This is a genomic window from Pyrococcus sp. (assembly GCF_030153625.1).
GTDB classification, from domain to species: Archaea; Methanobacteriota_B; Thermococci; order Thermococcales; family Thermococcaceae; genus Pyrococcus; species Pyrococcus furiosus.
The window spans coordinates 1-25,023 of the sequence record NZ_JASKLM010000026.1; the positions used below are offsets into that span (position 1 = coordinate 1).

Below are 25,023 nucleotides of genomic sequence, written 5' to 3' on the forward strand. Positions count from 1 at the left end.
AGTATAGAATGCTCTCAGCCTTCATTTCTCTCCCTTCTTTTTCTGAAAAATTATCAGAAACTTAAACCTAACGCCCTACCGCTTATCCTAACAGTATCTGCCAAGGAGAACAAAAACCTCCCCTCTCCTTCATAAGTTATTTATAGTGTTTAGAAAAATTGCAAGGTTTATGGTAGCCCCGCGGGGATTCGAACCCCGGTCGCGGGATCCAGAGTCCCGCATGCTTGGCCGCTACACCACGGGGCTACACTCATTTTTCACTCGATATATACCATTTTTAAGTTTTATGGTTCATAAGAGGCTTATTGGACTTTTCTAAACTAATTCACACCCTAAAAATTCTCAAATTTTGAAAGCAAAAGTTAATATATAATGAAGGAGCAAGATAATGAGATTTGTGGTGGTAGAAATGGTAAACTTTTGGGTCTATGTTAATCCCCTCTCAATCCTCAACTATTCTTGGTAATGATAGGAGATTGATGGTGATAGAATATCTTTGGAAACATGGAAATGAAGCTGACATCAGCGAGCTTGTGGATTATATATGTAAAGCCGAAAAAAACGAGAGTAGGAGACATAGGAAAAGCGTCTATGTAAGTCTTGTCCAAACTCATCTTCCAAGGTTGCAAAGGGAGGGAATAGTTAATGTCAATAGGGGCAAAGTTTATCTCATTAACATACCACCCGAAGTTGAGAAATTTATTCCTATAAAGAACAGCAAAATCGAGAGAAATTTGTGGCCCTTATCCTACATATTTTTCTCCTTGCTGGCTTTGTTAGTTTCTCTCATCCTAGCAAGCTCCGAAGGTGTAATATTCTCCCTATTACTCCTAGCCTTGGCGATTTTTCATTGGATATCCACTAGGTAATCGGGGATTACCAGGGCTAAATCTCCAATTACCTATATACTATTTTTGCCCTACTTTAGTTTGAGCCCTGCATAGGGCTCGAAACTGACAGGAGATGGAAAAAGTGAATAGATACTTAATTGCCATATTTGGCCTTTTGGCCGCGTTTGGCCTCGTGCTTGGAGTAGGGGCCAACTTTAGTGACTACAACGCAAGCAGAAGCGTCCATTGGGATATAGTTACCGACGACACTGAGTTGATTGACCTAACACCAATCCAACCATACTCGTACATAAACCAAACTACAGGAAAGTTAGTTATAGACTTCTCACCTAGCAACCCCAACTACCCAGGCTATGGAGATGGGATAAGCCCAGCATCAGAATACAACTTCGACGAGGTTTTCGGAGTTAGCAACCATCTATGGGAAGACGTGTCTATAGTTGTGGAAATCAAGTCAACAAACTCACACATTGAACTCTATGGAGCAGACAGGAATGTTTATTCAGCCTACGACGGAGTTCTTGCAACGGCAAGCGATTCAGCAAGAGACTGGATCTGCTTTGTTGTTCAGCCGGGAGATATGGTAAAGATAGGAATGGACCTATCAGCAAACGGAGACTCACCAGGACATTATTGGAATGGAAAGTTAGAGATAAAGGCTTACAGGCTCGGCACAGAGCCAGCATATCTAGCTGGCAACTGTGGACAGCCTATTCCGTGAAGGAGGTATGAAAGATGAATAAGTTGTTTGGAATTGCCCTGTTCCTTGCAGGGCTTATGTTGGCAGTTGGCGCTGGAGCCAATTTCAGGTACTTTGAGGCAGATAGAGATGTTAAGGTAGCAATAGTTACTGACGACACTGAGTTGATTGACCTAACACCAATCCAACCCTACGCTTACCTAAACAATGGAAAACTAACCATTGAGATATCGCCCAACAACCCCCACTATCCAGGCTATGGAGATGGATTGAGCACTGACAGTCTATATGTATTCGAGGAAATGTTCGAGGTTAGCAACGAGCTTTGGGAAAACCAAGATCAGGATTACCCAATATGTGTGACCATAAAAGCTGAAGCTCCAGTTAAAGTGTTCGCTGGAGACTACGACAGCCCAATAGCTGGACCTGACACGCAGATAAGCTTTACGGTCTATCATGGAGACCCCGTTCCGGTTGGCATGATATTTGACAATACTGGACTAAGTGGAGAGCAACAGATACAGATTGAAATAAACGCAGTAGCAGGCGCTTGCGTAGGCTGAAGGGGCTTTGCTCCTTCAACATTTTAGGTGATGAAAATGAGGGTCTCCGACATAGTGTTTGACCTGTTATTGTTAGGGATATTCATCCCTTCAATAGCAGGATTCATAATGGGGAGGCCCGTATTTGTTTCCTATGCTTACTCTGATAGCATGACTCCAACTATAAATAGATGGGACGTCTTCTTCATAAACCCACTCTCAAAGGGTGAAGTTGGGGATATAATAGTCTTTAACCTCTCCGGGAAGTGGACTGTTCATAGGGTTTACGCGATAACAACTGAGGGTTACATAACGAAAGGAGATAATAACATTGCCACCGATCAGCAGGATAACAAGAATCCTCCCGTAAAGAGAGATCAGATAATAGGGAAAGTAATAACAATTGGAGGAAGGCCAATTAAGATACCTAAAATTGGAAAATACTTACAGTCAAAGAACTCTCATTACCTAGCAGTTGGTTTGGCTCTAGTTGGAGGAGCCATACTTGGAGTCGGTGGGGAGAAAGAGAGGAAAAGGAGAAAGAGGAGAAGAAAAGTCATTGATACAAGCGTGATTTATGTGTTAATGGCAACACTCTTGGCCATTGGAATAGTATTCACTGCCTCAATGTCATGGAGAGAAATAGGGATAACCTATGCATCCACCCTTGCAGGTGGCCAAAAGGAGGGATGGTATCTCCCAGGGACTACGTTCAGTGAGAATATCACGGTAAAGAACTATGCAAAGATACCAATGGTCTTCATAGTGGAAGGAAAAGTAGTCAATAGGGAGGCATTTAAATTGTCAGGAGAAGAAGAGAGGAATATCAAAGTAACAATACATGTACCTGAGGAGACCAGAATATACACGGAAAGCGTCAAGGTTTACTCCTACTATCCAATACTTCCAACAAGCGTTATAGATAGGCTTCATGATGAGAATGCATACTTACCATTACTAATTGAGGGACTTCTGGTGTTTGCAGGTTTAATTATGCTAAAACCCTTTTTGGGTGAGCCCGAGTACATACCCCTAAGGAGATTTTGAAAATGAAAAGATTAGTTGGGATTCTACTAATAGCATTGGCAGTGGTTGCAATGAACATTGGTAGCTCATCAACTTTCAATAAAATGGAAGTTGAGAGAGATGTGGTAGTTGGATATAGTGATGATCCGTTCATAGACGTGCAATGCATCACAACATGTTGCCTCGTTCCAGCGATCTCTATTAAAAATAATCTAGACTCTCCAATATATGTAAAGCTGGGCTGGAATTTCTGTGATCATGAATGTGAGATGAAGGTTGGAAGGATAGACCCAGGGTATAAAAAGATAGTACCAATTGTCCCTGGGGTTAATTATACCATAAAGGCCACTTGGGATGGAGGAGGAGCGAAGATAAGGGTCAACTGCCCTTGCCATAGGAGGAAAGAGAGATGAATATTAAAATTAAAAAGAAGAAGGAGTTATCTTATATTTTTATAGGCCTATTTGTGGTCTTTCTGGCAATATCAATATTTGCCTACTCAAAGCCGGAATCATTTGAGAGGCAAGTTCTCGTAAGTGTCGTAACCGAAGAAGGAATATTGACGCATAAGGCGCACTTCACAAACGCAACCGTCTACGGAGAGTTCGCCTCGCTGGAGTACTATCCAACAAAGATAACGGATTATATACTCGCAGAATACAAGTACAGGGTTACACCAAGGGAAGAAGGAAACTACACATTGGAAGGTCTCGCCTCCTTCTATGTTACGAAGGGAAATGAAAAAATATATCTCGTGAATGAGTCACTGTTTAAATACATGGGTTCACTCTCAAATGGCATATTCATTAAAGACTTCGATGTAAACTTAACAGATGTTAACTCAAGGAGAGATAAGATAAGTGAAGGACTTGATCTTCCAAGGCTTAACTATGAGCTTAAAATCGTTGCAGAAGTGAATAGAGGAAACAATACATTCCTTCAGGAAATGCCCATCATAAACGATCCCGCAAGTGGCTTAACTTACATAGACAATACAGAGCTGAAGAAGAGAAACAACATCGTTAAAACCGTTGAAGAAGATTTCTACTTCCTGGGAATGCCTGTTTCCAGGGCAAGAATTGTATTTCCACTGGTGACATTGGGATTTGGAATCCTAACATTAATTACCTGGGAACCCAAGAAGAAGATGTGGAATGCTATAGAGGCAAGGCCAAGGGGAATAACTGAGAGGGTAATAGTTGAGGACATAAAGAGTCTAAAGAGGATAGCCGGAATAGTTGGGAGTCCAATAATTCACTACGAAACAGACGGAATAAATGTATATGGAGTGATAGATGGGCAGGTTCTCTATGAGTATTGGGAACTCAAGAGGACCTAGCCTTCATCCACCCAATCAGTATTATAACTCCAACGCCAACAATAAACCCAATGAAGAATGGTATCAAGCCCCATGACTCCTTTTCAACAATAGTTGTGGTGGTTTCTGTTATGGTGGTTGTGAAGGACTTCGTTGTAACCTCACTCACAGTTCTCTCAATAGTTTGAGTTACGGTCTTCGTGGAGTCCCTAATTTCTGTTTCTGTTTTTGTTATTGTGATTTCTCTGCTACTCCCAATCTCACTTAGAACCTCAATTTTGATCTCTTCCTTGTATAGTTCAACTCCATAAGAGTTAAGGATCACAGGTATTGTGTAGTTCCCTGGAGTTACTGCAACGAGTTTAATGCTTCCATTTCTTGCTGGAATTACAACCTTTCCTTGCAAAATTTCTCCCGAAGAGAGAAGACCCATGCTTGATGGGAGTAATAGAGTGACATTGCCATAAAAGTTCCTTGGAGCTAGAACGGAGATGTTAACGTCGAATGGGACTCCAACTCTAACAGCATTCTCATAGCTTAGGGAAAGGCTAAAGTTTGCGGGAACAACTTGGACAACTGGCGAGTTTGAGGAGAAGCTCAAGAGTGTAAGACCACCGCAGGCTAGAGGGTAGGGAACTGGGCCTTCAATGATAGCCTTCCCTACGCTTATATTACCCTGACTCAGAGGAATCATGGTGAACTCAAACTCAGCGCTCTTCCCAGGGTCAAGGGAGGCTATGTAAGTTGAGTCTTCTCCAACAACCTTAATGTATTTGTCCCCCGTTAAGGTAAGAATCATCCCTATTACCTTACTTGTCCCTTCGTTTTTCACCCAAACCCTCACTTTGAATGGGACAAAAACCGTGGCATTCCTGGGTGCTTCAATGGTTACGTTCAGAAATGCTAGATACTTCGGCTTCTCTTCTTCACTGTAAAAGGCAATAAACTTCGCCTTCTTTCCGTTGTTGTCGCTACTAGTCTCAAGAAGTCCAAGCTTTAATCCATCGTACTCAATTGTTCCAATAATTAGAGGATTTGCCCTTAAGGTGCCAGATTGAAGCTCGTCACCACAATTGTTCCTTATACTCACGTAGGCCATGTTATCGGCCACTCCCTCCAGCACAATCATTAAAGAATTCACTGAGAATCCCTTGCCCTCATACACCCAGAAGACCTTCGAGGGATCATAAGCAATTGAAATTTCGACTCCCCTTAACTTAACGTCCAGGGATATTATCGGATTGCACAAATTATTTTGCATCTCACATCTGAATCCATTATACTTAACTATGAACGGGCCAACTAAACTTGATTTGTCTTCCTCTACTAAATATTTCTTCCCACTAAACTCCAATATTAGAACACTTTTTGGCTTATTGTTGACTATTGTCATATTCAAACCAACAACCTTCAGAATGTAATTCTTGTAAGTAACATTGTCCCCAATTCTAAGCTCTCCAGAGAATACCTCAGGTCTCGGAGATATTGTAACCTCGTACTCTTGTAGCTTGAAGGAATTCTTGTACACCTTTTCACTAGTGCCATCGCTAACAACTATCTCAACAGAATCTGCACTAACATCCCTTACCGTAATAACGTACTTGCCAATCCTCACGCTCTGATTAATGAGGACGGGGGGTAAAGTAACGTTCAAATAGACCATAGGTGTTTTACTCATGAAGGCCCTCTCAACTTTGACCTTTACGTCACCAATCTTCTCTTCTTCTCCAATTTTCAAGGAAATGTAACTCGTTCCCCCTTCAGTTGTTATAGCGAGCAGTACCTCTCCTTGCATCCCTATGTCTCTGACCTCAATTGTATTGGTACCATAACTTATCTTCTCTCCAACGCTAAGCCAACCCGTGTAGAGTGAGGCTGAAGCTGAGGGGAAGATTAAAGTCATGATCAATAGGATTAGAATCCTCTTCATCCAAATCCCTCCAAGAGGTATAATATTAATTCGGTTCCCCCAACGTTCATGAATCTTGCCATCAACACCTGCCCTATGTACATTCCTGCAGCAAATACCCAAAGCAAGATTGTGAAATAGTACAAGGAGGCTAACAAATGTCCTCCATCGGCAATCTTTATTGCTACAGCTGAGAGGAGGGAGTGGAGTATCATTAATGTAAACATTGAAATCGTTAGTAGTTGCATTCCTGAGGGTGGAATGACGTGGATTATCTCCCCTATGTATTCGGCAGGAACTTGGAGTTGGCTGAAGAGGTCATTAATTGAAACTGCTACTTGGAAGGATGCAGCTAGGGAAAATGCAAATGCTCCTGTTAGTCCAAGAATTATTCCAATAAAGTTGGATATACTCTGTTGTCTTTTTCTCCTAAGACGGACTATCCTCTCAAAATTCCTACTAATTACCTTACCTACATAGTCGGGCTCTGCTCCAAGCCTTAAGCTTTCTCTAAATATCTCAGAGAACATTCCAACAAGCCAACTTCCAGTTTCAGCAATAAAGTAGCTCCAGGCTCTATCTTGATCAACTCTTATGGCTAGTCTCTTGTAGAGGGCTTTTATGTCCTCTGTGAGAGTTCCAAAGTCATGGGCACTTAAGTACTTTAAAACTAAAAGTAGGGAGGCACCGCTCGCTGCTAAAGACGAAGATAAACTTCTAATGAATGCTGGAAAGTTCTCATCTTTTCTAAATATGGCTTCTTCCTCTTTTCTAACAACGTTCCCCACATATGCAAGAGGAGTCAATATCATAGCTATTACAAAGGGTGTCGGGATTGAAAATCTCGGCCTAATAAAGAGGAAATACGCTAAGCCAACAACTGGAACTAAAAGGATTGATAAGGTAAGAGCTTTTCTAATCTTTGCTGTTCTTGGAGTTCTTATATTAACCTCAGCCCATATTGGATCTTCTGGCATTCTATATTTAATGACAAGAAGGGCTCCAACCTCAGCTGCCAGAATCATGAATATTAGATACAAGGCCAGCCTACCTATGTCTTGGCCAGTAATTAAGGGCCCAATTATTATGAATGCACCGGCAAAAACTACCGATATGATAATTGACTCATAAATCTCTTTAAATATGTCAAGATCGTACAGTGCTCCCTCGTAGAATGTCTGATAATCGTCCATGACAGTTTGTTGCTCTTGGAATAGGTATTCTTTCAGTTCAACACCACTGTCTAGTGAATAAGCTAGCCTATCTAGAAAATCTGAAAATACTCTACTTGGTGTTCTTCTAGCTAAAAATCTAAAGGCCTCTGGGAGAGAGAGGTGGAATTTATCTACTAACCTATACACCTTTTTCAGCTCCTTTGCTATGGCTCCAAGTTTTGGATCTTTAGCCATTACCTTTAGCAGATCACTTCTTCCAATTTCACTTGTGGAGAGGACTGCAAAGTATGTGATAAAATAGGGAATCTTGGAGTTTATGGCAATTCTCTTGGAATCAGCAGTTAGATATGGATATGCAGTTGTGTAAAACATAAGGAGAATAGGAATTAGATACATGAGAACCTTTAATCCTGTTGGTAGGGCAAATATTCTCGTAAATATCATAATAGCCAATAATGTAGCGAAAGATCCAACTATCCCAGGAATAAGAATTTTTTTCGTATACTCTTTGCGGTCTATGTCTGCCTTTACGAATATACTAGCTTTTTCCTCTGGCATCTTCACCACCGTCAGATTCTGAAGCTTAGTCCTTCCAGTCCTCTCTCGTAGAATGCTTTAATTTCTCTGTAAACGTCCCAGTAGTTGAAAATCTTTAATTCAACCATTCTCTCAATTATTCTTGCTCTCAAGAACAGCTCATCATATATGTCCTTAGGATCCTCGTATCCTGCTATCTCAGCTATCTTCTTTTCAAGAATGTAGGAATTGTTCATACCTCTGAATATGTGCCTGTCGCTTACTGGATCCCATTCGAAGACGTTCCTAGTTGCCACACCACCCAACTCTTCATAGTACCCTTCAATCTCCACAATGTTAATGACCCTCCTTAAGAACTTCCCCTTAACGTAAACTGCTTGCTGGAATATAGCTATGTTGAGGTTGTCTATGAAGGTTATGGGAACGTTAATTGGAGAACCAGTGAAACGTTGTATCATCTTCTTAATATCACCTGCGTGGAAGGTGCTCATAACAGGGTGACCAGTCTGCATAGCTTGGAAAGCTATATTACCCTCAGCACCTCTAATCTCACCGACTATGATGTAGTTCGGCCTTGATCTCAAGGCGGCTTTCAAAAGGTCGAACAGGGTAACCCTGCTCTCCTCTGGGCCTCTCTCCCTGGTCACCAATCTCTGCCAAGTTGGATGCGGAACCTGAACCTCTGGCGTATCTTCCGCGGTAAACACCTTTGAGCCCGGCTTAATGAACGGTATTATAGCGTTCAAAGTTGTTGTTTTACCAGAAGCAGTCTCACCACACACGAATATGCTCATACCGTATTCTATGGCCAGCCAGAGGTATGCAGCTATTTCAGCGCTCATCGTTCCCCATGCGACCAACTGAGTTATGCTGAGTGGGGTCGCTGCGAACTTTCTTATGGTTGCACTGGGCCCCTTAAGTGATATATCTGGAGAGTAGATTATGTTGATACGAGAACCATCTGGAAGTGTTCCATCAACGATCGGATTCCTGTCACTAACTGGCCTCCCAATTCTTTCAGAGAGATTCTTGAGGTAATCAGCTAATTCGATATTGTCCTTCCACTTTATATTCGTCGGAAGATGTTCGAATATCTTGTGGACCAGGGAAACATAGTGAGCCCCTATGATATGGATATCTTCAATGTATGGATCTCTAGCTACTGCTTCTAATGGCCCTATGCCAATAATATCTCTCTTTATCAGGTACCTAAACTTCTCCATCTCTTCCTTTGTTATTGTTATTCTTCTTCTTCCTTTTACCAGAGAGAGAACTGCTTCTTCAAACAAGGAGTCCAAGAATCTCTCAAATTCTTCTACCTCTTCTGGTATCTCTTTGTTTGGGGTCAGTTCTAGCATTCTGTCTCTAATTAACTTGTACTTCTCCTCCTCTTCTCTAGTTTCAATCCTCGGCTCTATCACTATGTACTGCTTTTCAGTGTTTGGATCACCATAAATGTGGATAAATATTGGATCTCCCACAGGGTATATAATGTTTGGATATGGGATTTCCTTCATATCTCTACTCAATTGTACATGAAATTCTGGGATTTTACCATACTTTCTCCTAAACTCTTCAACGTACTTTCTTAGATGAGGATTTCTTCTCATTGCATCATCAAGTGTTTGTGACATAACTTCTGCCATCTCGCTCCCCCCTCTCGCATCACACAACTGCAGCAATCTCTACTACCAATCCTATCTTGGGCTCAACCCTAAACGGTATTATCTTCTGAAATACGCCCTTTGCATTGTTGTACTTAACTATGGTCGCCGAATTCTTTAAATCTCCACCGAAAACTCTAACATTAAGCCTCATTAATAGTGTTGATGCCTCTTCGAGTAAAAAGAGCATATCTCTAGGAATTTCCTCAGGATTCGCTGTTAATATTATCACTTTACCCAGGCTCGAGAGTCTCTTCAAATACATTAGAAAATTTCTTATGCTTCTAAGCTCCCCCTCTCGTGATAACACAGATGAAAATGAATCGATAATTACAATGTCTGGTTCCCATAATCTTGGTTCCCCCAATAATCTGCTCAAGAATTTTCTCTCTTCGCTAACTCCACTAAGCAAGGGGTAAAGAGAAACAAAAACAAGTTTTTTCCTTATTAAAAACGGAATTATGTCATAACTTATTGATACCATCTGCTTGACATATTCAACTGTAGTATATTGACTTGAGACATAGCTTGCAGTGTAGCCGTTCATCAAGAAACCATAGAGGAGTCTCTGAGCTATTATAGACTTTCCAGTACCCCTATCCCCTTCAATGAGCATAATGGTTCCTGCAGGAATACCGCCACCTAACCTTCTGTGGAGCTCGTCGCCCTTTAGGTCAATCCTTAAGAGATCCTCGACCAATGATGACCACCTCCTAGCCCTGATTTTAGCTCTTTACTCTAAATACGAGAGATCTCTTCTTCCCATTTTCTAGAACAACGACAATTCTGTGTGAGGTTGTTGGATCTAATTGGCTTCCGAGGGTAACTTCTAGAACTCCAACTTCGTAAGATCTAAGGAAAGTTATTTGATTTCCATTAACGTCTTTGAAAGTCAAGTTTGATGGGGGTATTAAGTTACCATCTATGAAGACTTGGATTGAACTTGAAGTAAATGATATCGTTTCTTTTCCTATATTTTTGATGTAAAATGTGTAGGTATATGGTCCATTTCCTGTTACGGGAACACTTTGGGGATCATTTATTATTACAAATTCTGTTCGCAGCTGATCGGCGAGCAGTTTTCCCCTGTCTTTCATACCATTAGCTATATCCGTTGTAACATAAGCCAATGCCCCGGCCACTGTACCTGCAACTATGACGGCAACTATGAACAATATTAGCTCACTTGCAGGTCCCCCTGCGGCCATTAGCCCACCTCCGTAGGGCAGCCTTTCTGGATAGGTCGTACGAATACAGCTCTATCTTGTTCATCATAATACCAGCTCAATCTAACCCAGCATCCGTTTTCCAGCGTGATTGTAAGGTTGTGTGTCACTGTATTTAGTGGGATATTCACAATATTAATCTGAAAGTAATCCCCAGGTAATATATAGGTGTAATTTTCCGAAAAACCTACATTGTCATCACTGACATTGTAAAGGGTTATATAATTCCCATCATACACTCCACTCCAGTACGGAGCATATAGTGTTCTTCCAGTATTAATTAACACCAAAGTTAAATTATAGGTAGTTGGAGAAAAAAAGACATACCAAGGGGTTGAATTATAAACAATATCTGTTGACATCTGAGAGACCTTTAAATCATACCAAAACTCTTGGGCAGATTTAACATCAGCGTAAGCACTGTCCCATGCTGCATACAATGTTATCGCTGCACCTAAAAAAGAAATAAAGATTATCGCTGCACTTGCTGAAACGCTGAATCCCAATGGTTCTCCCTCCTACTCTAGACACCATAGAACTCATCAAGGGTCTTCTCCAGCATCTTTACCTCTCTTTCTAGCTTGTCAAGGACGTCCCTAGTTATCCTCAGGCCTCTCAGCCTCTCAATGAAGAGCAGGCTTATCAAGTGATCTTGGACTGTTAACTTTTCAGCTGGTTTCCACTCTGGATCCCTGTGGTGTGGTCTCGTTCCTCTAGCGAACCTCAAGAGCTGGTTCAGGACTTTCTCACTTATCCAGCCTATCTCATAGTAGAACTCGAGAACCTTCTCGAGATTCTGTATGCCGACCCTGTCAATAAGGAATCCAAGCCACTTTAGAGCTATCATTATCGAGATAACATCCTCAGGTATCTCCTCAAGCCTTGCCTTCTTTGGTTCTTCCTCAAAAAGTATGCTTGCTATATCCTCTGGTATCTTCATCTTTTCGGCCATTTTACCCACCTCCTCCTCTTCAACAACTTTGGGACGAACTTCCTCAACAACTTCAACTTCGGGCTTTTCCTCTTCAACAACCTCCTCAACAAACTCTTCCTCGGGAACTACTTCTTCAACAACTTCTTTGGGTTTCTCCTCAACAACCAACTCTTTCGGTTCTTCAACAACTTCAACCTCAGGTTTCTTGGCCTCTTCTTCCAGAGCCTCAATTCTTTCAGTGAGCTCATTGACTTCTTCAGCGGTAACTTCCTCTCCCCTCTCTATCTTCTCCTCGAGCTCTTCAACCTTCTTTTTAGTTTCTTCGAGCTTCTCCCCAGCTATTTTCTCCTCAAGGACTTCAATTCTTTTGTGAATTTCCTCAAGCTTCTTGACTATTTCGGGCTTCTCTTCAGGCTTCTTCTCAAGCAATTCCTCAATCTTTTCAACCCTTTCCGTAACTTCAGCAGCCTTTTCGGCTATTTCCTCGGCCTTCTTCTCGTGGACGGAGAACTTTTTCTCTTCCAAAGCTTCAACTAGTCTTGTTAATTGTGAGCTTAACTCACTAAGCCTCTTACCAAGCTCGTCAACCCTCTTACTTATCTGTTCGTACTTTGCAGCTTGGCTTCCATAAGCATCAAGAACCCTCTTTATAATCTCATCAAGCTGCTTTGGAGTTAGAGTATCTTTTTTGGCCATCAGCTTCTCCTTAAGCTCATTGATTACGACAGTGGGAACCTTACCTTTCAGCTCTGCAAGCTTGGCGTTTATCTCTGCATCAGTTATATAGCCTATCTCCATGCTTCACACCTCCGCCAGCACCTCGTATAGTATCGCATCGAGGTCAACACCGTAACCGGCTAAGACCTTGATATCGTTCTTGACTTGAGCTAGTTCCATCCTCAACTCATCTATTTGCTTCTTGAGTTCCTGGATTTCACTGCTTAGCGAAGACTCCTGTGAGAGTTGCTCTTTGAATGGATTAATCTCCTGGGAAACAACTTCATAGAGCATCATTACGTCCTTTATAGTCTTGTCAAGCCTCTCTATTTCCTCCCTTATCTCCTGAATTTGCTTCTTGATGTTGTCGATGCTTATTTTTATCCTCGGAATATCGTTCTCAATTTCATTTATCCTCTCCATTATCTGCTCAATCTGCTCATTTTGTTGTCTCTCCTCAACCCTGCTCTCGAGTTCTTCCACATTTATTTCCTCGAATGATCCCTCTCTTTTTTCTTCCTCTTTCTTTTTCTTAAATAGTGACGCAAGAAAGTCGAGAGCCATAGCCCTCACCTCACTGGAGTTCTATTAGATTATAGGTGTATGTCGCTGGGGTTACAAAGTCTATGACACCTCCAGCACCATTTTCAGGAATTACTTTACCTGTAACTTTAGTGGTTGGAGGTAAGCCAAATCCATTTCTTGGATTATCGTCGTTGTCAAAGGGTGTTAGCCATAGAATCAAGGCGGCCTTGTCACCCCAAACTAAAGTTGGATGATCTGAAGGCTCTAGTGAATTATCTTCATCTTGAACTACGACAATGCCAAATAGTATCTTTGTACTGTTCTTGTACGCAAAGTAGAGATTCTCCCATACTGCCCTAACGGAATTACTGGTGTTATAGCTGGTTATTTGAGTAGTTCCATAAGGTTCCTTACTCAGGTTGTAGGCAAATACATCTGAGATATCCCCGACATAGTGGAAGTAACTTGCATCCTCGTTCTTGTCGAGTCCTGAGTTATAATATCTATACACGGTCATCTTTTGGCCATTACTTATTATTACCTTAACATGAGCTAAGTCAATTCCAGAGCTACCAGCATTGGGGGCAACATATATTGCGAGCCTGGTAATATTGTTTGTTGGAGGCGTTCCGTTGATATAACCATAGATGCCAAGAACTTTTATACCGCTTGAAACTTCCTGAGTTGTCTGCCTACCTGTTGCCATGGCCTTCTGTTGTAGATAACCACTTGTAGCTATCAAAACTCCTGCAGCTACTGCAGCCACTAGCACCATGGCAATGAACACGATGAGCGTTCCAATACCTATTGCACCCCTCCTCACCTCAATCACCTCACTGTAGTTCTATAACATTGTATCCGAACGTTGGGGGGGTTGTGAACTCTATAACTCCTGCTGCACCTGCATCTGGAATTACCTTACCAACGATCTTGGTGGAGGGCCCAATCCCCCCCTTACCTTCATAGCTGAATACATCCTCTGTCCTTAGTAGCAATGCAACGGTGTCACCCCACTCTAACGTTGGATGAGTGTCTTCCATCTGTGATCCTATGTCATTTATGACAGCTATTGCAAAGCTTCCATTCTTTGCTCTATCCCAAGCCTCAGACAGATTGAAGAGGTCAAGTATCTTGCTCGTGTAAAGGTAGCCACTGTAGTTATAGACGACCAATTTCCTTCCATCACTGAGCACAACTTTGACATTGCTTAGATCAATGCCGGAGCTCCCTGCATTTGGAGTTATGAAGATCGCCATCTTAACTATGGTTCCATTGCTTGGAGGGGTTGCATTTATGTAGCCATAGATATTCACTATTTTTATTCCACTAGCGACTTCTTGGGTTGTCTGCCTTCCTGCAGCTTGAGCTTTCTGTTGTAAATAACCTGCAGTTCCTATGATAACTCCTGCAGCTACTGCAGCCACTAGCACCATTGCTATGAAGACGATCAGTGTTCCAATGCCTATTGCTCCCTTCCTCATGACATCACCTCCTGAAAATAATTAAAGGAATCTTAAAGAAAGAAAGGTAATTGGGGGAATCAAGAAAGAAAGGGCAGAAGTCTTCACTGGAGCTCTACGACTTTGGTAGTATATGTTGAAGGCGTTGTGAAGTCTATGACTCCAGGAGCACCAAACTCTGGAACCACCTGTCCAGTAATCCTCGTTCTTACTGGAATTGGGCCAAATAGCTTCCCAACTTTAACTGTTAGGATAGCCTTGTCACCAATGCTAAGGGTTGGGGTTTGTGGAGAGTTTTTCAGGGAGTCATCATAATCTTGGACAACGATGACACCAAAGTACGTTGCATTAGTGTAGTTCCACGCAGCAAGAGTTGTGTTGAAGATGTTTTCTGGCAGAGTGGAGGTCAAGTTGTTAGGTGCATACTGGAGTATTGCCTGCTTGGCACCATCTGATAGGATTATCTTAGTATTGCTGAGGTCTATTCCGGGGCTTCCTGCGTTCGGTGAAACATAGATTGCTAGGAGGGTAATACCACTTCCATTGTAGTAACCTACAACACTATCAACTTTGATTCCGCTTGCTACTTCTTGGGTTGTTTGTCTACCAGTGCTTGAAGCCTTTTGTTGGAGGTATCCTGAGGTGTTAATGAGTACTGCTGCAGCTACTGCCGCTACTAACACCATGGCAATAAACACTATAAGGGTACCAATACCAACAGCACCCCTTCTTGGCACTGCCAGCACCTCCTTGGAGGTTTTTCAATATATTCTACCAACGTTTGGATATAAATCAATTTTTTGTGTGTGAAAGTGCTTGTAGAAATTGAAGTACATATGTAGCTACATATGTAGGTCAATACCACAAAAAGAAGAAAGAATCAAAGCTTCTTAACAACAAGGAAGCTCCTACCATAATCCTCGAAGCTAACGTCAAAGCCCTCTTCTAGGATTAACCTCTTAACTTCACCTCTGGCAGGATAGCCAACGAAGGAACTATTCAATCCCTCGAAGAATTCCATGGCTTCAATGTTCTCGAACTCATCTCTGAAGGCATCAACTATTATCAGCTTTCCTCCAGAATTCAATGCATCCAGCACCTTCCTTAGGACTTCCCTCCTGTTCTCGACATACTCAAGAAGGAAGCTCATTATCGCAACATCATACCTAGTCTTAGGTTTTATTAAAGTTACATCCATCTCCTTCAGTTCAACGGGCAATCCCTCTCTCTCAACTCTACTTCTGGCTATCTCAAGCAATCCCGGTGAATAATCAATTCCTAGATACTTTCCATCCTCACTTATAAACTTTCCAAAGTAGATGGGAGATACAGAACCACAACCCAGGTCAAGGACATAGCTATCTTCCTTTATCTCTCCCAACTTAAGAATCCCCACTCTGTAAACACTGTGGAACGAGGAGGACAATCTCATGTCCCAGAAATCGGCATCTTTATCGAAGTCCATGAGGACGTATGGGTGATCATAAGAGATTAATGCAAAGTCTATCATCTTGTATATTTCCTCCCAAATTGGTATCCAGTCTGGAAGAAGTAACATGTAATCCTCCTTTGGGAACGTCAGGACGTAAGAGAATCCATTCAAAATTAAGCTGTTTGGAGTTTCCTCGATGATCCCTAAAGCTTTAAGGTGTTCAACCAACCTCTTAAGCAATGGCTTGTTTGGAACCTTTATCTGGGATAACAGGTCATTATAGCTTGGCCTTGAGGCAACTATCTTGAGTATTCCATGCTTTATCCCAAGCTGGACCAGGTTAAGGACACTTAAGCTTACCATTTGGTTTATGTTCGCATCAACGGTTCTTATTAGCTCTTCAAACCTCATTACTAACACCTCATATGAACTTTCTGTAGTAGGCTTGGTAATCTTTTAACATCTCAACAACTTTCTTCCCGTATTCGGTTAATCTGTAGTATTTGAACCCATTATTTCTTATCTCCTCAACAAGGCCAAGATAAACGAGGGAGCTCTCACCATTGTAACGATTCCCCAAACCGACTAGAGCCCCTCTCACATTAGAAGGATCAGAGCCAACAACTCTAGCTATCTCGCTAAGGTAGGTCGCGGAGGGGTAGATTGTATAAAGATACTGAAGAATTCTCCTCCTTAGTTCACTCCTGTAGAGTGCTCGTAACACATGAGGATCAATTACTGGTGGCACTGGACATCACCTTGGGTATTCTTTACCACAATATTATAATGCTGAGACGTTGGACAATCTTCAACTGGGAATTATCCAATGAATCAAGAGAAACCTTAAATATAAGATATATCCAAAATATAAGGGAGGGATTATGTTCAGAGGCAAAAAGGAGGAGAGGGTTACATGGGCCTTTCTCCAAGAGCACTATCCAGAGATAGTAGAGGGATTAAAAGAGCTTGAGGAGTGGGAAAATGTTAGGAATGCACTTGCTGATTCTGAAAGGCTAGGAGATTATTCAATTCTTGCATTAATGTCCTTAGTTGCCTTAGAGAAAAAAATTAACTTAACCATTGAAGAACTAAACGAAAGGACATACACACTGTCCTCAAAGATAGATTCCTTAAAAACAGATACTGAAAACAATTTTAAGAGGTTTGAAAAGGAGATAGAAGCTATTAAGAATCTAATTGACGAGCTTGATAGAAGGACTGTCGTCGTAACAAACATCGAAAGAGTTCTTCCGAGAATAAGCGAACTTGAGGAGAGAATGTTATCATTTCCTGTAGAGGTAGCTGAAAGCCTAGAGAAAAGGCTTATGAACAGCTTAGAGAAGAAAATAGAGGAGCTTGTGGAAGAGAAGATCAGGGAAAAGAGCTCATCTTTTAACCCAGAGATACTGAAGGAGTTTATAACAAAGTATGATTCCCTTGTTAGGGAGAACATTGAGCTTAAGAAAAGGCTTGAGAACAGAGAAAGGATAATCAAGGAGTTAAGGGAAAAGCTTTCAAAGATGCAGGAGAGCGTAAAAGAGGTAGAAGAAATTGAAAAGAAAGTAAGCGAATATGAGAAGCTTGCAGAGGAAGTAAAGAAGATTAGGGCAAGGTTAGCTAAGATAACAGGAAGTTATGATATTAAGGAGGCTCTTAGAATAATAGAGAACAATTACATTCCCAAGTCGAAGGTTGAGGAACTTGCAAAGACAATAAAGAATCTAATAAAGGAGAATGAAGAACTAAAAAAGGAAAATGAAAAGTTGAAGAAGGATTTTGAAAAGATAACACAGGCCGTCAAGATGCTCATGGAAGAAACTCAGGAGGAAGAATGACTTTCCAATAACAACAACCTAGAAAGGCCCTCTTTTATAACCTTGTTGACGAGATAACTTTGATCGTCCATCTCCTCAAGTCTCTTTATGATGACTTTTCTGAGCTTATCGTTAAGTGTGGCCAAGTGAACAAGGGCCTCAACTGCACTTGCCCTCACTATTTCATCTTCATCGTGAAGCAACGAGATTATCCTTGGTAAGAATGGATTGACGTATCTAAAGCCATTCTCGCCCATAGCCTCTATAAAACTTAAGGCAACAAGCTTTTCTTCTCTCCTCTTTGAGGATAACATATTGATGAAGTCCTTTGCTATCGTTGACATCAACATTGGATTTGCCTTTGCTATCTCCTCAAGGGCGTAACTAACGTTTATTCTCGTCTTCTCATCACCTATTCTGTAGTTTGCGAAGAGAACTGGAATCATGGATCTTATTAGCTCGGGCTTCTCCTTTGCAAGCTGTCCAAAGGCCCTAGCTATTTCTTGGGTTAAGGGGACAGCTTCGCTCTTCTTTAAGAGAGCAAACAGCTTCTTGACAAGAGGTTTATAAAGTTCCTCCTTGGATCTTGCTATGATCATTATTATTGAGAGGGCATTCTTTGCTACGGTCCATAGGTCATCATCAAGTAATTCTATCAGTTTCTTTAGAATTTCCTCATCATACTTCGCCATTATTAGTATCTTCTCCAAATGCTCGCCATTCGCGAGTGCCTCCCTTATGTCGAATTCCTCATCCATACACAACCCCAACTATAAATTTAAGTTAATAAAATAAATGTTTAGTGCTCAAGGACAGTCATCATGGAGCCCAGGAAGAAGAGGTGGCCGGAATAGTTGGAAGTCCAATAATTCACTCATGCAATCAATAATAACTCCAACGCCAATAATAAATCCAAGAGGAAGGACATCAAGCTCCATGACTCCTTTTAAACTCCTCTGAAGAGTTGGAGTTCCATTAAGCTGGAACATCGAAGGAGAAGAGTTGTTTATGTGGATGCCCTCCTAGTAAAAGTTAGAGCCGAGCACATATAGAGTAAGCCCAGGAGCTCCTATAATTCTGGAGGACTCTCTTTAATCTTTCTAACTTTCAGCTTCAAACCATCTACATCTTCCACCACTACCTTGTCTCCGGGTTTGAGATTTTCTTCACTGTAAGCTATCCAAGTATCTCCATCGACCTCAACTAAGTAATGATCCTCTGAAATCCTGACAACTTTCCCTTCCTTGCCCTTAAGATCAAAGGTATACTTGCCCTTTCCCATGTCCCTAGTCTCCTTCTTTATTATCCTTGCAAAGACCATATAAGATATCACCGCTGATATCAAGGATAAGACGAATGAGAGGTAGAAGTTGACGTTGAAGAGCTGAAGTAATCCTAGAACAACGAAGGCGATCCCTATTGGCGTTATAAAAGCTGAAACCATCATGTCCAGAAGTATTATGAGCAATCCTAAAATTAAAAGGAAAATTGGGAGGGAATTCATGAGCATCACTCCATCATCTTTTTGAGCTTCTCAAGGTCCTCGGAGTTTATATTTTCTTCGATTCTCTGGGACTCCTTTTTATCGCTGGGTGGAGTGGGAGGTGTTGGGGTCTCCTTGACCTTCTGAAGTATTCTCAGGAGGCCAATGAGGGATTCAGTGTCATAGGGAACTATCAGGTTACCATATTTGGCCAGCTCGGGTAGCTTCTCTATGTACTGAAGTGTCAAATATTTTTCGTCTGCCAACTTCAAGGCCTCGAGAACCTTTCTTATGGCCTCGGCCTGACCTTCAGCTATTAATATCTGCCTCTGCTTCTCACCTTCAGCCTTCAGTATCGCGGCCTGTTTTTGGCCTTCAGCTTCCCTTATCGCTGCTTCCTTCTTACCCTCAGCTATTAAAATCATGGCTCTCTTCTCCCTCTCCGCCGTCATCTGCTTTGCCATCGCTTCTTGAATGTCTTTAGGAGGATCTATCCTCTGGATCTCAACCCTTGTAATCTTAACCCCCCAGCGGTCAGTTATCTTGTCGAGCTCTTCTCTCAGCCTTGCGTTGATGATGTCCCTACCACTCAATGTTTCATCTAGCTCCATCTCACCAATTATTGCCCTCAAATTTGTCTGGGCTAATTTGACTATTGCCATTAGAAAATTGCTAACGTTGTAAACGGCTTTAACTGGGTCTATTATTTGGTAATAGACGACAGCATCTACTGTCACAACAACGTTGTCCTTACATATCACTTCCTGGGGAGGGACGTCGATGACATGTTCCCTCATATCAACTATTCTTGTGCTTTCCATGAATGGTATTATGAAGTGTATTCCCGGCTCTAGGATTCTGTTGAATTTTCCAAGCCTTTCCACCAGTCCCTTTTGATATGGTCTTATCACTTTGACGCTGAGTAGCAGCATCACCAACAGAAAGATGCCCAGTATAACTAAGGCTACTCCTCCTGCTCCAATCATAAGTTACACCAATTAAAACAATAATTATAGAATCAAATTCATAGTCCCAATAGTTTAAGGGTAGTTTACACACAAATGACAAGGCCTTCAAAAAGAAAAAGTAATTAACTGGAAGCATTAGGTGCCATGCTCCCAACTTTCAAGGTATTCTTTCTGCTCCTCTGTGAGTTCCTCTATGCTTATCCCCATCGACTGAAGCTTTATTCTGGCAACCATCTCATCAATCTCCCTGGGAAGCACATAAACCTTAGGTTCAAGCTTATCGTGGTGGTCTTTTATGTACTCTGCAGCTTTCGCTTGTAAGGCGAAGCTCATGTCCATTATTTCCGCAGGGTGCCCATCAGCAGCCACTAAATTCACCAGTCTTCCATCGGCTAACAGGTAAAGCCTTCTACCGTCCTTAAGCTTGTATTCAGTTATATTCGGCCTTGGATTGCTTATCTCAACTGCCAACTCTTCCAAATCTGGCTTCCATATCTCAACGTCGAAGTGACCTGCATTGGCCATTATCGCACCATCCTTCATTAGCTCGAAGTGTTCTTTCCTGATGCATTTTATGTTTCCAGTGGCCGTGACAAAGATGTCCCCAACTTTTGCTGCTTCCTTCATATCCATAACCAAGAATCCATCCATTCTCGCCTCTAGGGCCTTTATTGGATCCACTTCGACCACTATTACAGTGGCTCCGAGCCCCCTTGCTCTCATCGCTATTCCCCTACCGCACCAGCCATATCCTACAACTACGACGTTCTTTCCAGCTATTAAGAGGTTTGTAGCCCTCATTATTCCATCCCATGTTGATTGTCCAGTCCCATAACGGTTATCAAAGAGGTACTTCATGTAAGAATCGTTCACCGCTATGACTGGAAACTTAAGAATACCTGCCTTTTCCATCGCCCTTAGTCTTATTACTCCAGTAGTTGTCTCTTCACTTCCTCCCCAGATCTCATCTAGCAATTCCTGCCTCTCCTTGTGAACTATGCTTATCATATCGGCTCCATCATCTATTATTATGTTTGGTTTTATATCGAGGGCCTTGTGCATGAACTCGTAATATTGCTCGCGGCTTTCTCCTCTTATGGCGTAAACTTTAACTCCAGCCTTTGCTAAGGCAGCAACCACGTCATCTTGAGTGCTTAATGGATTGCTTGCAGCTGCGGAAACTTCAGCGCCACCGGCTTTTAGAGTAAGAAGTAGAAATGCCGTCTTCATTTCCAAGTGAAGTGTAGCTGCTATTCTCACGCCTTTAAAGGGCTTCTTTTCTTCGAATTCTTTCTTTATGTGTTGAAGAACGGGCATGAACCTAGAAACCCAATCAATTTTCTTCCAACCTTCCTCTGCAAGAGATAAATCTTTTACACAATAGTCCCTTCCACAGTCCATTGAATTCACCATTTTAATAAGGGGTCTTCCCTTTATAAGGCTAGAGGAACTTTCCAAAGTTGTACTGGGGTATGGGACACATAACTATTCTCCTCGACCAAAGGCAATCAGCACAACTTGGCTCATTGCCCCAGCAGTCAATCTCGGTTGTCTTCACGAAATCACAGGCATCCCTTAGAGAACAATCGGTACAGGAGGGGTAGAGGTAGTTCTTCGTTATGAACCTAAACCATGTGTACCTTTCACTTGTCCATATGTCAACCAAACTCTTCTCTCTAACGTTGCCGAATGAATAAGCAATTATTTTTTTTCTCCCTTCCAAATATGTATTCCTTGTACGTGTGCAGGAACCTATAACAAGGAACGACTTCACCATCCCACCTGACTACAGCTACTTTATTTTCATCAAAGTCGCAAATCCTCTCAGTTTTCAACTCGAAGTATGGGAGTTTGATGTAGAGGCCATTGTGAGCTATTTTGTAAAGCTCATCGACTATGGGTCTCATATCAACACTTCCGTCATATACTATGTCATTAACCTGCTCTGGCGTTAAGGGTAAAAGGTTGGAAACTAGCATTGCATCAACTCCAAGGTTCAGAAGGTACCTGGCGAGATCTGGTAATTGCCTATAATTTTCTTTTGTAACCACGACTTCAACCCCAATACTTGGCTTGTGGGTTCCTGCTTCCTTTCTATACTTTACGAGCTTCTTTATCTTCTCTGCCGTAACTCCTGCTAAAATGTGGCCGAGAGTTATCACATTTTGGGCAGTGGGTAAGACGTCCATGGAGAAATACACTAAATCAACACCAAGCTCTGCAAGCTCCTTGAGCATTTTGTCCGTTAAAAGAGTTCCGTTAGTGCTAATTCCCAGGGCGAAGCCTCTTCTCTTCACTTCCCTTACCATGTCCATGAACCTTGGGTGAACAGTTGGCTCACCTATCCCTCCAAAGTATATCATCTTTAACTCAGGAAACTCCTCCGCATCATCAAGGATTTTGAGGAAGAGGTCGTAGTCCATATCTCCCTCTTCATCCTCCCAGTACTGCTTAAAGCACATCTTGCATTTCAAGTTGCACCTGCTAGTTATTTCTAAGTAGAGGTACTTCATGTCGAGCTTCGGTTTTATTACAACTTTTCCATCCCAAAGTGTAAATGTGTACTCTTTTTCCAAATCAACCGCCTCCAGCTGGAGGGAAAATGCTTATCGTATCTTCATCTGAAAGAGGAGTATCAAGGCCCTGAAGGTGTTCTATGTTCTTTCCATTGACCAGAATTATGTATCCTTTCTCTAGCTCTTTCTTAAACCCTGGGAACATTTCTTCAAGCTTATCTAAAAGCTCCTTCACACTCTTTGGACCGTGAACCTCAAGTTTTCTCTTTCCAGTAAACTCTATAAGTGTTGCAAATAATTTCACCTGCATATTATAAATCCTCCCCAGAAGAAATAAAAAGTTAATTGAAAAGAAAAGTTCAATAGAACTCAGCTATTCCAAGCTCCTCAAGCTTCTCCTTTGGAATTCTTCCATCCTCGGTCCATCCTCTGAGCTTGTAGTACCTCGGTAGCATCTCCTTTAACCTCACTACATGTCCCTTGTTGGGACCTTCAGGCATTGGCTCCTCAAGGAATCTCTTTGGTAGTGTATCATCCCTTGCTGGATCTAGGCCTGCTTTGAGGTTGAACAGCCTCTCAGCATTCCATATTCTCTCTCCTATCTTGAGGTAATCTTCGGTTGTTAAGTCCCAACCAAGGGCAGCGTTGAGAAGATCACGGTAATCATCAGCTCCAAGGCCAAATGTTGTGAAGAGACATAGGCCTGCTGAATCTATCAATGCTGTGAGGTTTTGGAATAGAATTAGCATCTTGATCTTGTCGTCGCTAACATCGTGTGGATCCATCTTGTATGGATAGCCCAGGATCTCTGGACTGATCATATAGTTCTTAATGTGACACCCACCACGGTTGTTTGTTGCATAACCCAGGCCGTGTCCCTCTGCTCCTCTTGGGTCATAGGCTGGTAGCTCTAATTTCTTCACGGTCATAGAAACCTCTGGGTGTCCATAGCTCTCAGCCAACCTGTAGCTTCCCTCGGCAAGCTTGTTACCGAAGCCTTCCCTCTTTGCTATCTTCTCTATGTAGTAGTGGAGAACCTCAGTGTTACCCCATCTGAGGGGTGGGGCATCTCCGAGCTCATCATCCTTTATGTATCCCTTCTCATAGAGTTCCATCGCAGTGGCTAAAGTTCCACCAGTTGATATTGTATCAAGTCCAAACTCGTCACACATGTGGTTTGCTTCTATTATTGATGCAAGGTCGTTAATTCCCAGGTTAGCTCCCAAGGCCCAAACACTCTCGTACTCTGGACCTTCTGTCTCTCCAACCGTAGGTAGCCTATTTACTCTACCACATCCAATTGGACATGCGTAACACGGCTTATTTCTAACTAGGTATTTGGCGGCCATTGCTTCACCGCTCTGCTCGTAGGCATATGGGTAAACACCAGTCTGGAAGTTTCTAACTGGATAAAGTCCGTTTTCGTTAATTATATTCACTAGAACAGCTGTTCCGTACTTTGGAAGACCTCCTCCAGCAACAGGGTCATTCCTAAGCTTGTTAACCTTTTCCCTAACAACGAGCATGAACTTCTGCTTGTCAGCTATAGGAACGGTCTTGCTCCCTTCAACGGCTATCGCCTTGAGATTTTTGCTTCCCATTACGGCTCCAACTCCACCTCTTCCAGCCGCCCTGTGTCCATCATTCATTATTGCCGCAAACTTGACTAAATTCTCGCCTGCCGGGCCAATGGATGCTATTTTCACTTTCTCGCTTCCAACCTCCTTCCTTATCGTCGCTTCAGTCTCGCTAACCTTCTTACCCCATATGTGTGAGGCATCTCTAATCTCAATGTGATCATCTTTGATGTAAATGTACACTGGCTTCTCCGCTTTGCCCTCAACAACTATTGCGTCATAACCTGCAAACTTCAGCTCAGCTCCGAAGTAACCACCGGAGTTTGCCATCGTTATGAATCCAGTTATGGGGCTTTTTGTTACCACATTATACCTTCCACCCGTTGGTGCACTTGTTCCAGTTAGGGGGCCAGCAGCGATAATAAGCTTGTTTTCAGGGCTTAAGGGGTCTACAGTTGGATCCATCTCCTTTAAAAGAAGATATATAGCCAGACCTCTGCTTCCAAGCCACTTCTTGGCTAATTCTTCGTCGTATTCTTCTACCTTAATATCTCCAGTAGAAAGGTTTACACGTATAAACCTACCCCAGTTGCCATACATAGAGGACACCAGATATATTATTGTTTTACTCCTATTATAAATGTTACGA

At 42.1% G+C, this 25,023-nt stretch carries 26 protein-coding genes, 1 tRNA gene and 1 pseudogene; 7 read left to right on the forward strand and 21 right to left on the reverse strand.

Translation table 11 applies throughout. The features are described 5' to 3' along the window. Window positions 1–170: 170 nt before the first annotated feature. Window positions 171–246, reverse strand: a tRNA-Gln gene (locus tag PWP39_RS05680). Window positions 247–479: 233 nt separating this feature from the next. Between PWP39_RS05680 and PWP39_RS05685 the strand changes: the two genes are divergently transcribed. From PWP39_RS05685 to PWP39_RS05710, 6 genes are all read left to right on the forward strand, one after another. Then, entirely contained in the window at window positions 480–869 is a 390-nt protein-coding gene (locus PWP39_RS05685; protein ID WP_288073075.1) for a DUF7344 domain-containing protein, read from the forward strand. 94 nt (window positions 870–963) lie between these two features. Further along, window positions 964–1,572 (forward strand): DUF1102 domain-containing protein, encoded by a 609-nt coding sequence (locus PWP39_RS05690; RefSeq protein WP_288073076.1) that lies wholly within the window; start codon window positions 964–966, stop codon window positions 1,570–1,572. Window positions 1,573–1,586: 14 nt separating this feature from the next. Then, on the forward strand, window positions 1,587–2,114 hold the full coding sequence (locus PWP39_RS05695) for a DUF1102 domain-containing protein (RefSeq protein ID WP_288073077.1): 528 nt from the start codon (window positions 1,587–1,589) through the stop codon (window positions 2,112–2,114). 36 nt (window positions 2,115–2,150) lie between these two features. After that, the gene (locus tag PWP39_RS05700; protein ID WP_288073078.1) at window positions 2,151–3,140 is read left to right on the forward strand and encodes a signal peptidase I; all 990 of its coding nucleotides are present in this window, start codon (window positions 2,151–2,153) and stop codon (window positions 3,138–3,140) included. Between the two features lie 2 nt (window positions 3,141–3,142). Further along, complete coding sequence (locus PWP39_RS05705) at window positions 3,143–3,532, forward strand: hypothetical protein (protein WP_288073079.1); 390 nt, start codon at window positions 3,143–3,145, stop codon at window positions 3,530–3,532. Beyond that, window positions 3,529–4,458 (forward strand): hypothetical protein, encoded by a 930-nt coding sequence (locus PWP39_RS05710; RefSeq protein ID WP_288073081.1) that lies wholly within the window; start codon window positions 3,529–3,531, stop codon window positions 4,456–4,458. The genes PWP39_RS05705 and PWP39_RS05710 overlap by 4 nt, the downstream gene beginning before the upstream one ends. Here PWP39_RS05710 and PWP39_RS05715 read toward each other — a convergent pair. The 13 genes from PWP39_RS05715 to PWP39_RS05775 all read right to left on the reverse strand — a co-directional run bounded on the left by PWP39_RS05715 (window position 4,445) and on the right by PWP39_RS05775 (window position 16,764). Next, on the reverse strand, window positions 4,445–6,367 hold the full coding sequence (locus tag PWP39_RS05715) for a hypothetical protein (RefSeq protein ID WP_288073082.1): 1,923 nt from the start codon (window positions 6,365–6,367) through the stop codon (window positions 4,445–4,447). The two genes, PWP39_RS05710 and PWP39_RS05715, sit on opposite strands and share 14 nt — an antisense overlap. After that, window positions 6,364–8,079 carry an archaellar assembly protein ArlJ/FlaJ gene (gene arlJ / locus PWP39_RS05720; RefSeq protein WP_288073084.1) on the reverse strand — a complete coding sequence of 572 codons (1,716 nt, stop codon included), beginning with the start codon at window positions 8,077–8,079 and terminating at the stop codon, window positions 6,364–6,366. The genes PWP39_RS05715 and arlJ overlap by 4 nt, the downstream gene beginning before the upstream one ends. 11 nt (window positions 8,080–8,090) lie before the next feature. Further along, window positions 8,091–9,704, reverse strand: a complete 1,614-nt coding sequence (flaI, locus tag PWP39_RS05725; RefSeq protein ID WP_288073086.1) for an archaellum flagellar ATPase motor FlaI — start codon at window positions 9,702–9,704, stop codon at window positions 8,091–8,093. A gap of 19 nt (window positions 9,705–9,723) precedes the next feature. Beyond that, on the reverse strand, window positions 9,724–10,422 hold the full coding sequence (arlH, locus tag PWP39_RS05730; protein ID WP_288073087.1) for an archaellum protein ArlH: 699 nt from the start codon (window positions 10,420–10,422) through the stop codon (window positions 9,724–9,726). 25 nt (window positions 10,423–10,447) lie between these two features. Further along, complete coding sequence (gene arlG / locus PWP39_RS05735) at window positions 10,448–10,930, reverse strand: archaellum stator protein ArlG (RefSeq protein WP_288073088.1); 483 nt, start codon at window positions 10,928–10,930, stop codon at window positions 10,448–10,450. Further along, window positions 10,930–11,454, reverse strand: coding sequence for an archaellin family protein (locus PWP39_RS05740; protein ID WP_288073089.1), 525 nt, complete (start codon window positions 11,452–11,454; stop codon window positions 10,930–10,932). Before PWP39_RS05740 ends, arlG begins: the two co-directional genes overlap by 1 nt. Before the next feature lie 17 nt (window positions 11,455–11,471). Further along, on the reverse strand, window positions 11,472–12,680 hold the full coding sequence (locus PWP39_RS05745; protein WP_288073091.1) for a FlaD/FlaE family flagellar protein: 1,209 nt from the start codon (window positions 12,678–12,680) through the stop codon (window positions 11,472–11,474). 3 nt (window positions 12,681–12,683) lie between these two features. Continuing rightward, window positions 12,684–13,163, reverse strand: a complete 480-nt coding sequence (locus tag PWP39_RS05750; protein WP_288073093.1) for a flagella accessory protein C — start codon at window positions 13,161–13,163, stop codon at window positions 12,684–12,686. A 10-nt stretch (window positions 13,164–13,173) separates the two neighbouring features. Beyond that, entirely contained in the window at window positions 13,174–13,947 is a 774-nt protein-coding gene (locus PWP39_RS05755) for a flagellin (RefSeq protein WP_288073095.1), read from the reverse strand. 10 nt (window positions 13,948–13,957) lie between these two features. Beyond that, on the reverse strand, window positions 13,958–14,605 hold the full coding sequence (locus tag PWP39_RS05760) for a flagellin (protein ID WP_288073097.1): 648 nt from the start codon (window positions 14,603–14,605) through the stop codon (window positions 13,958–13,960). 83 nt (window positions 14,606–14,688) lie between these two features. Further along, on the reverse strand, window positions 14,689–15,330 hold the full coding sequence (locus PWP39_RS05765) for a flagellin (protein ID WP_288073099.1): 642 nt from the start codon (window positions 15,328–15,330) through the stop codon (window positions 14,689–14,691). Window positions 15,331–15,464: 134 nt separating this feature from the next. Then, window positions 15,465–16,427: a class I SAM-dependent methyltransferase gene (locus PWP39_RS05770; protein ID WP_288073101.1), complete on the reverse strand. Its 963-nt coding sequence runs from the start codon at window positions 16,425–16,427 to the stop codon at window positions 15,465–15,467. 10 nt (window positions 16,428–16,437) lie between these two features. After that, entirely contained in the window at window positions 16,438–16,764 is a 327-nt protein-coding gene (locus PWP39_RS05775) for a helix-turn-helix domain-containing protein (RefSeq protein ID WP_288073102.1), read from the reverse strand. Window positions 16,765–16,897: 133 nt separating this feature from the next. Between PWP39_RS05775 and PWP39_RS05780 the strand changes: the two genes are divergently transcribed. Then, window positions 16,898–17,851, forward strand: a complete 954-nt coding sequence (locus PWP39_RS05780) for a hypothetical protein (RefSeq protein WP_288073104.1) — start codon at window positions 16,898–16,900, stop codon at window positions 17,849–17,851. Here the strand turns inward: PWP39_RS05780 and PWP39_RS05785 are convergent. The 7 genes and pseudogenes from PWP39_RS05785 to aor form a co-directional block, all read right to left on the reverse strand. Then, window positions 17,836–18,588, reverse strand: a complete 753-nt coding sequence (locus PWP39_RS05785) for a PH0542 domain-containing protein (protein WP_288073106.1) — start codon at window positions 18,586–18,588, stop codon at window positions 17,836–17,838. The genes PWP39_RS05780 and PWP39_RS05785 overlap by 16 nt on opposite strands. A gap of 311 nt (window positions 18,589–18,899) precedes the next feature. Continuing rightward, window positions 18,900–19,334, reverse strand: a complete 435-nt coding sequence (locus PWP39_RS05790) for an NfeD family protein (protein WP_288073108.1) — start codon at window positions 19,332–19,334, stop codon at window positions 18,900–18,902. Window positions 19,335–19,339: 5 nt separating this feature from the next. After that, entirely contained in the window at window positions 19,340–20,299 is a 960-nt protein-coding gene (locus tag PWP39_RS05795) for an SPFH domain-containing protein (protein ID WP_288073110.1), read from the reverse strand. A gap of 117 nt (window positions 20,300–20,416) precedes the next feature. Continuing rightward, a complete protein-coding gene (locus PWP39_RS05800) occupies window positions 20,417–21,682 on the reverse strand; it encodes an adenosylhomocysteinase (protein ID WP_288073112.1) in 1,266 nt (421 codons plus the stop codon). Window positions 21,683–21,722: 40 nt separating this feature from the next. Beyond that, window positions 21,723–22,857: pseudogene (locus PWP39_RS05805) on the reverse strand (tungsten cofactor oxidoreductase radical SAM maturase). Between the two features lies 1 nt (window position 22,858). Next, complete coding sequence (locus tag PWP39_RS05810) at window positions 22,859–23,107, reverse strand: ubiquitin-like small modifier protein 1 (protein ID WP_288073114.1); 249 nt, start codon at window positions 23,105–23,107, stop codon at window positions 22,859–22,861. A 49-nt stretch (window positions 23,108–23,156) separates the two neighbouring features. Beyond that, on the reverse strand, window positions 23,157–24,974 hold the full coding sequence (gene aor, locus PWP39_RS05815; RefSeq protein WP_288073115.1) for an aldehyde ferredoxin oxidoreductase: 1,818 nt from the start codon (window positions 24,972–24,974) through the stop codon (window positions 23,157–23,159). Window positions 24,975–25,023: the final 49 nt, after the last annotated feature.

Coding starts and splice junctions, on each gene's coding strand:
- PWP39_RS05795 (WP_288073110.1), bottom strand. CDS start 20,299: ATGATTGGAGCAGGAGGAGTAGCCTTAGTTATACTGGGCATCTTTCTG.
- arlG (WP_288073088.1), bottom strand. CDS start 10,930: ATGGCCGCAGGGGGACCTGCAAGTGAGCTAATATTGTTCATAGTTGCC.
- PWP39_RS05780 (WP_288073104.1), top strand. CDS start 16,898: ATGTTCAGAGGCAAAAAGGAGGAGAGGGTTACATGGGCCTTTCTCCAA.
- PWP39_RS05690 (WP_288073076.1), top strand. CDS start 964: ATGGAAAAAGTGAATAGATACTTAATTGCCATATTTGGCCTTTTGGCC.
- PWP39_RS05770 (WP_288073101.1), bottom strand. CDS start 16,427: ATGAGGTTTGAAGAGCTAATAAGAACCGTTGATGCGAACATAAACCAA.
- PWP39_RS05695 (WP_288073077.1), top strand. CDS start 1,587: ATGAATAAGTTGTTTGGAATTGCCCTGTTCCTTGCAGGGCTTATGTTG.
- aor (WP_288073115.1), bottom strand. CDS start 24,974: ATGTATGGCAACTGGGGTAGGTTTATACGTGTAAACCTTTCTACTGGA.
- PWP39_RS05705 (WP_288073079.1), top strand. CDS start 3,143: ATGAAAAGATTAGTTGGGATTCTACTAATAGCATTGGCAGTGGTTGCA.
- PWP39_RS05710 (WP_288073081.1), top strand. CDS start 3,529: ATGAATATTAAAATTAAAAAGAAGAAGGAGTTATCTTATATTTTTATA.
- PWP39_RS05785 (WP_288073106.1), bottom strand. CDS start 18,588: ATGGATGAGGAATTCGACATAAGGGAGGCACTCGCGAATGGCGAGCAT.
- PWP39_RS05750 (WP_288073093.1), bottom strand. CDS start 13,163: ATGGCTCTCGACTTTCTTGCGTCACTATTTAAGAAAAAGAAAGAGGAA.
- PWP39_RS05715 (WP_288073082.1), bottom strand. CDS start 6,367: ATGAAGAGGATTCTAATCCTATTGATCATGACTTTAATCTTCCCCTCA.
- flaI (WP_288073086.1), bottom strand. CDS start 9,704: ATGGCAGAAGTTATGTCACAAACACTTGATGATGCAATGAGAAGAAAT.
- PWP39_RS05760 (WP_288073097.1), bottom strand. CDS start 14,605: ATGAGGAAGGGAGCAATAGGCATTGGAACACTGATCGTCTTCATAGCA.
- PWP39_RS05810 (WP_288073114.1), bottom strand. CDS start 23,107: ATGCAGGTGAAATTATTTGCAACACTTATAGAGTTTACTGGAAAGAGA.
- PWP39_RS05745 (WP_288073091.1), bottom strand. CDS start 12,680: ATGGAGATAGGCTATATAACTGATGCAGAGATAAACGCCAAGCTTGCA.
- arlJ (WP_288073084.1), bottom strand. CDS start 8,079: ATGCCAGAGGAAAAAGCTAGTATATTCGTAAAGGCAGACATAGACCGC.
- PWP39_RS05700 (WP_288073078.1), top strand. CDS start 2,151: ATGAGGGTCTCCGACATAGTGTTTGACCTGTTATTGTTAGGGATATTC.
- PWP39_RS05685 (WP_288073075.1), top strand. CDS start 480: ATGGTGATAGAATATCTTTGGAAACATGGAAATGAAGCTGACATCAGC.
- PWP39_RS05800 (WP_288073112.1), bottom strand. CDS start 21,682: ATGGACTGTGGAAGGGACTATTGTGTAAAAGATTTATCTCTTGCAGAG.
- PWP39_RS05790 (WP_288073108.1), bottom strand. CDS start 19,334: ATGAATTCCCTCCCAATTTTCCTTTTAATTTTAGGATTGCTCATAATA.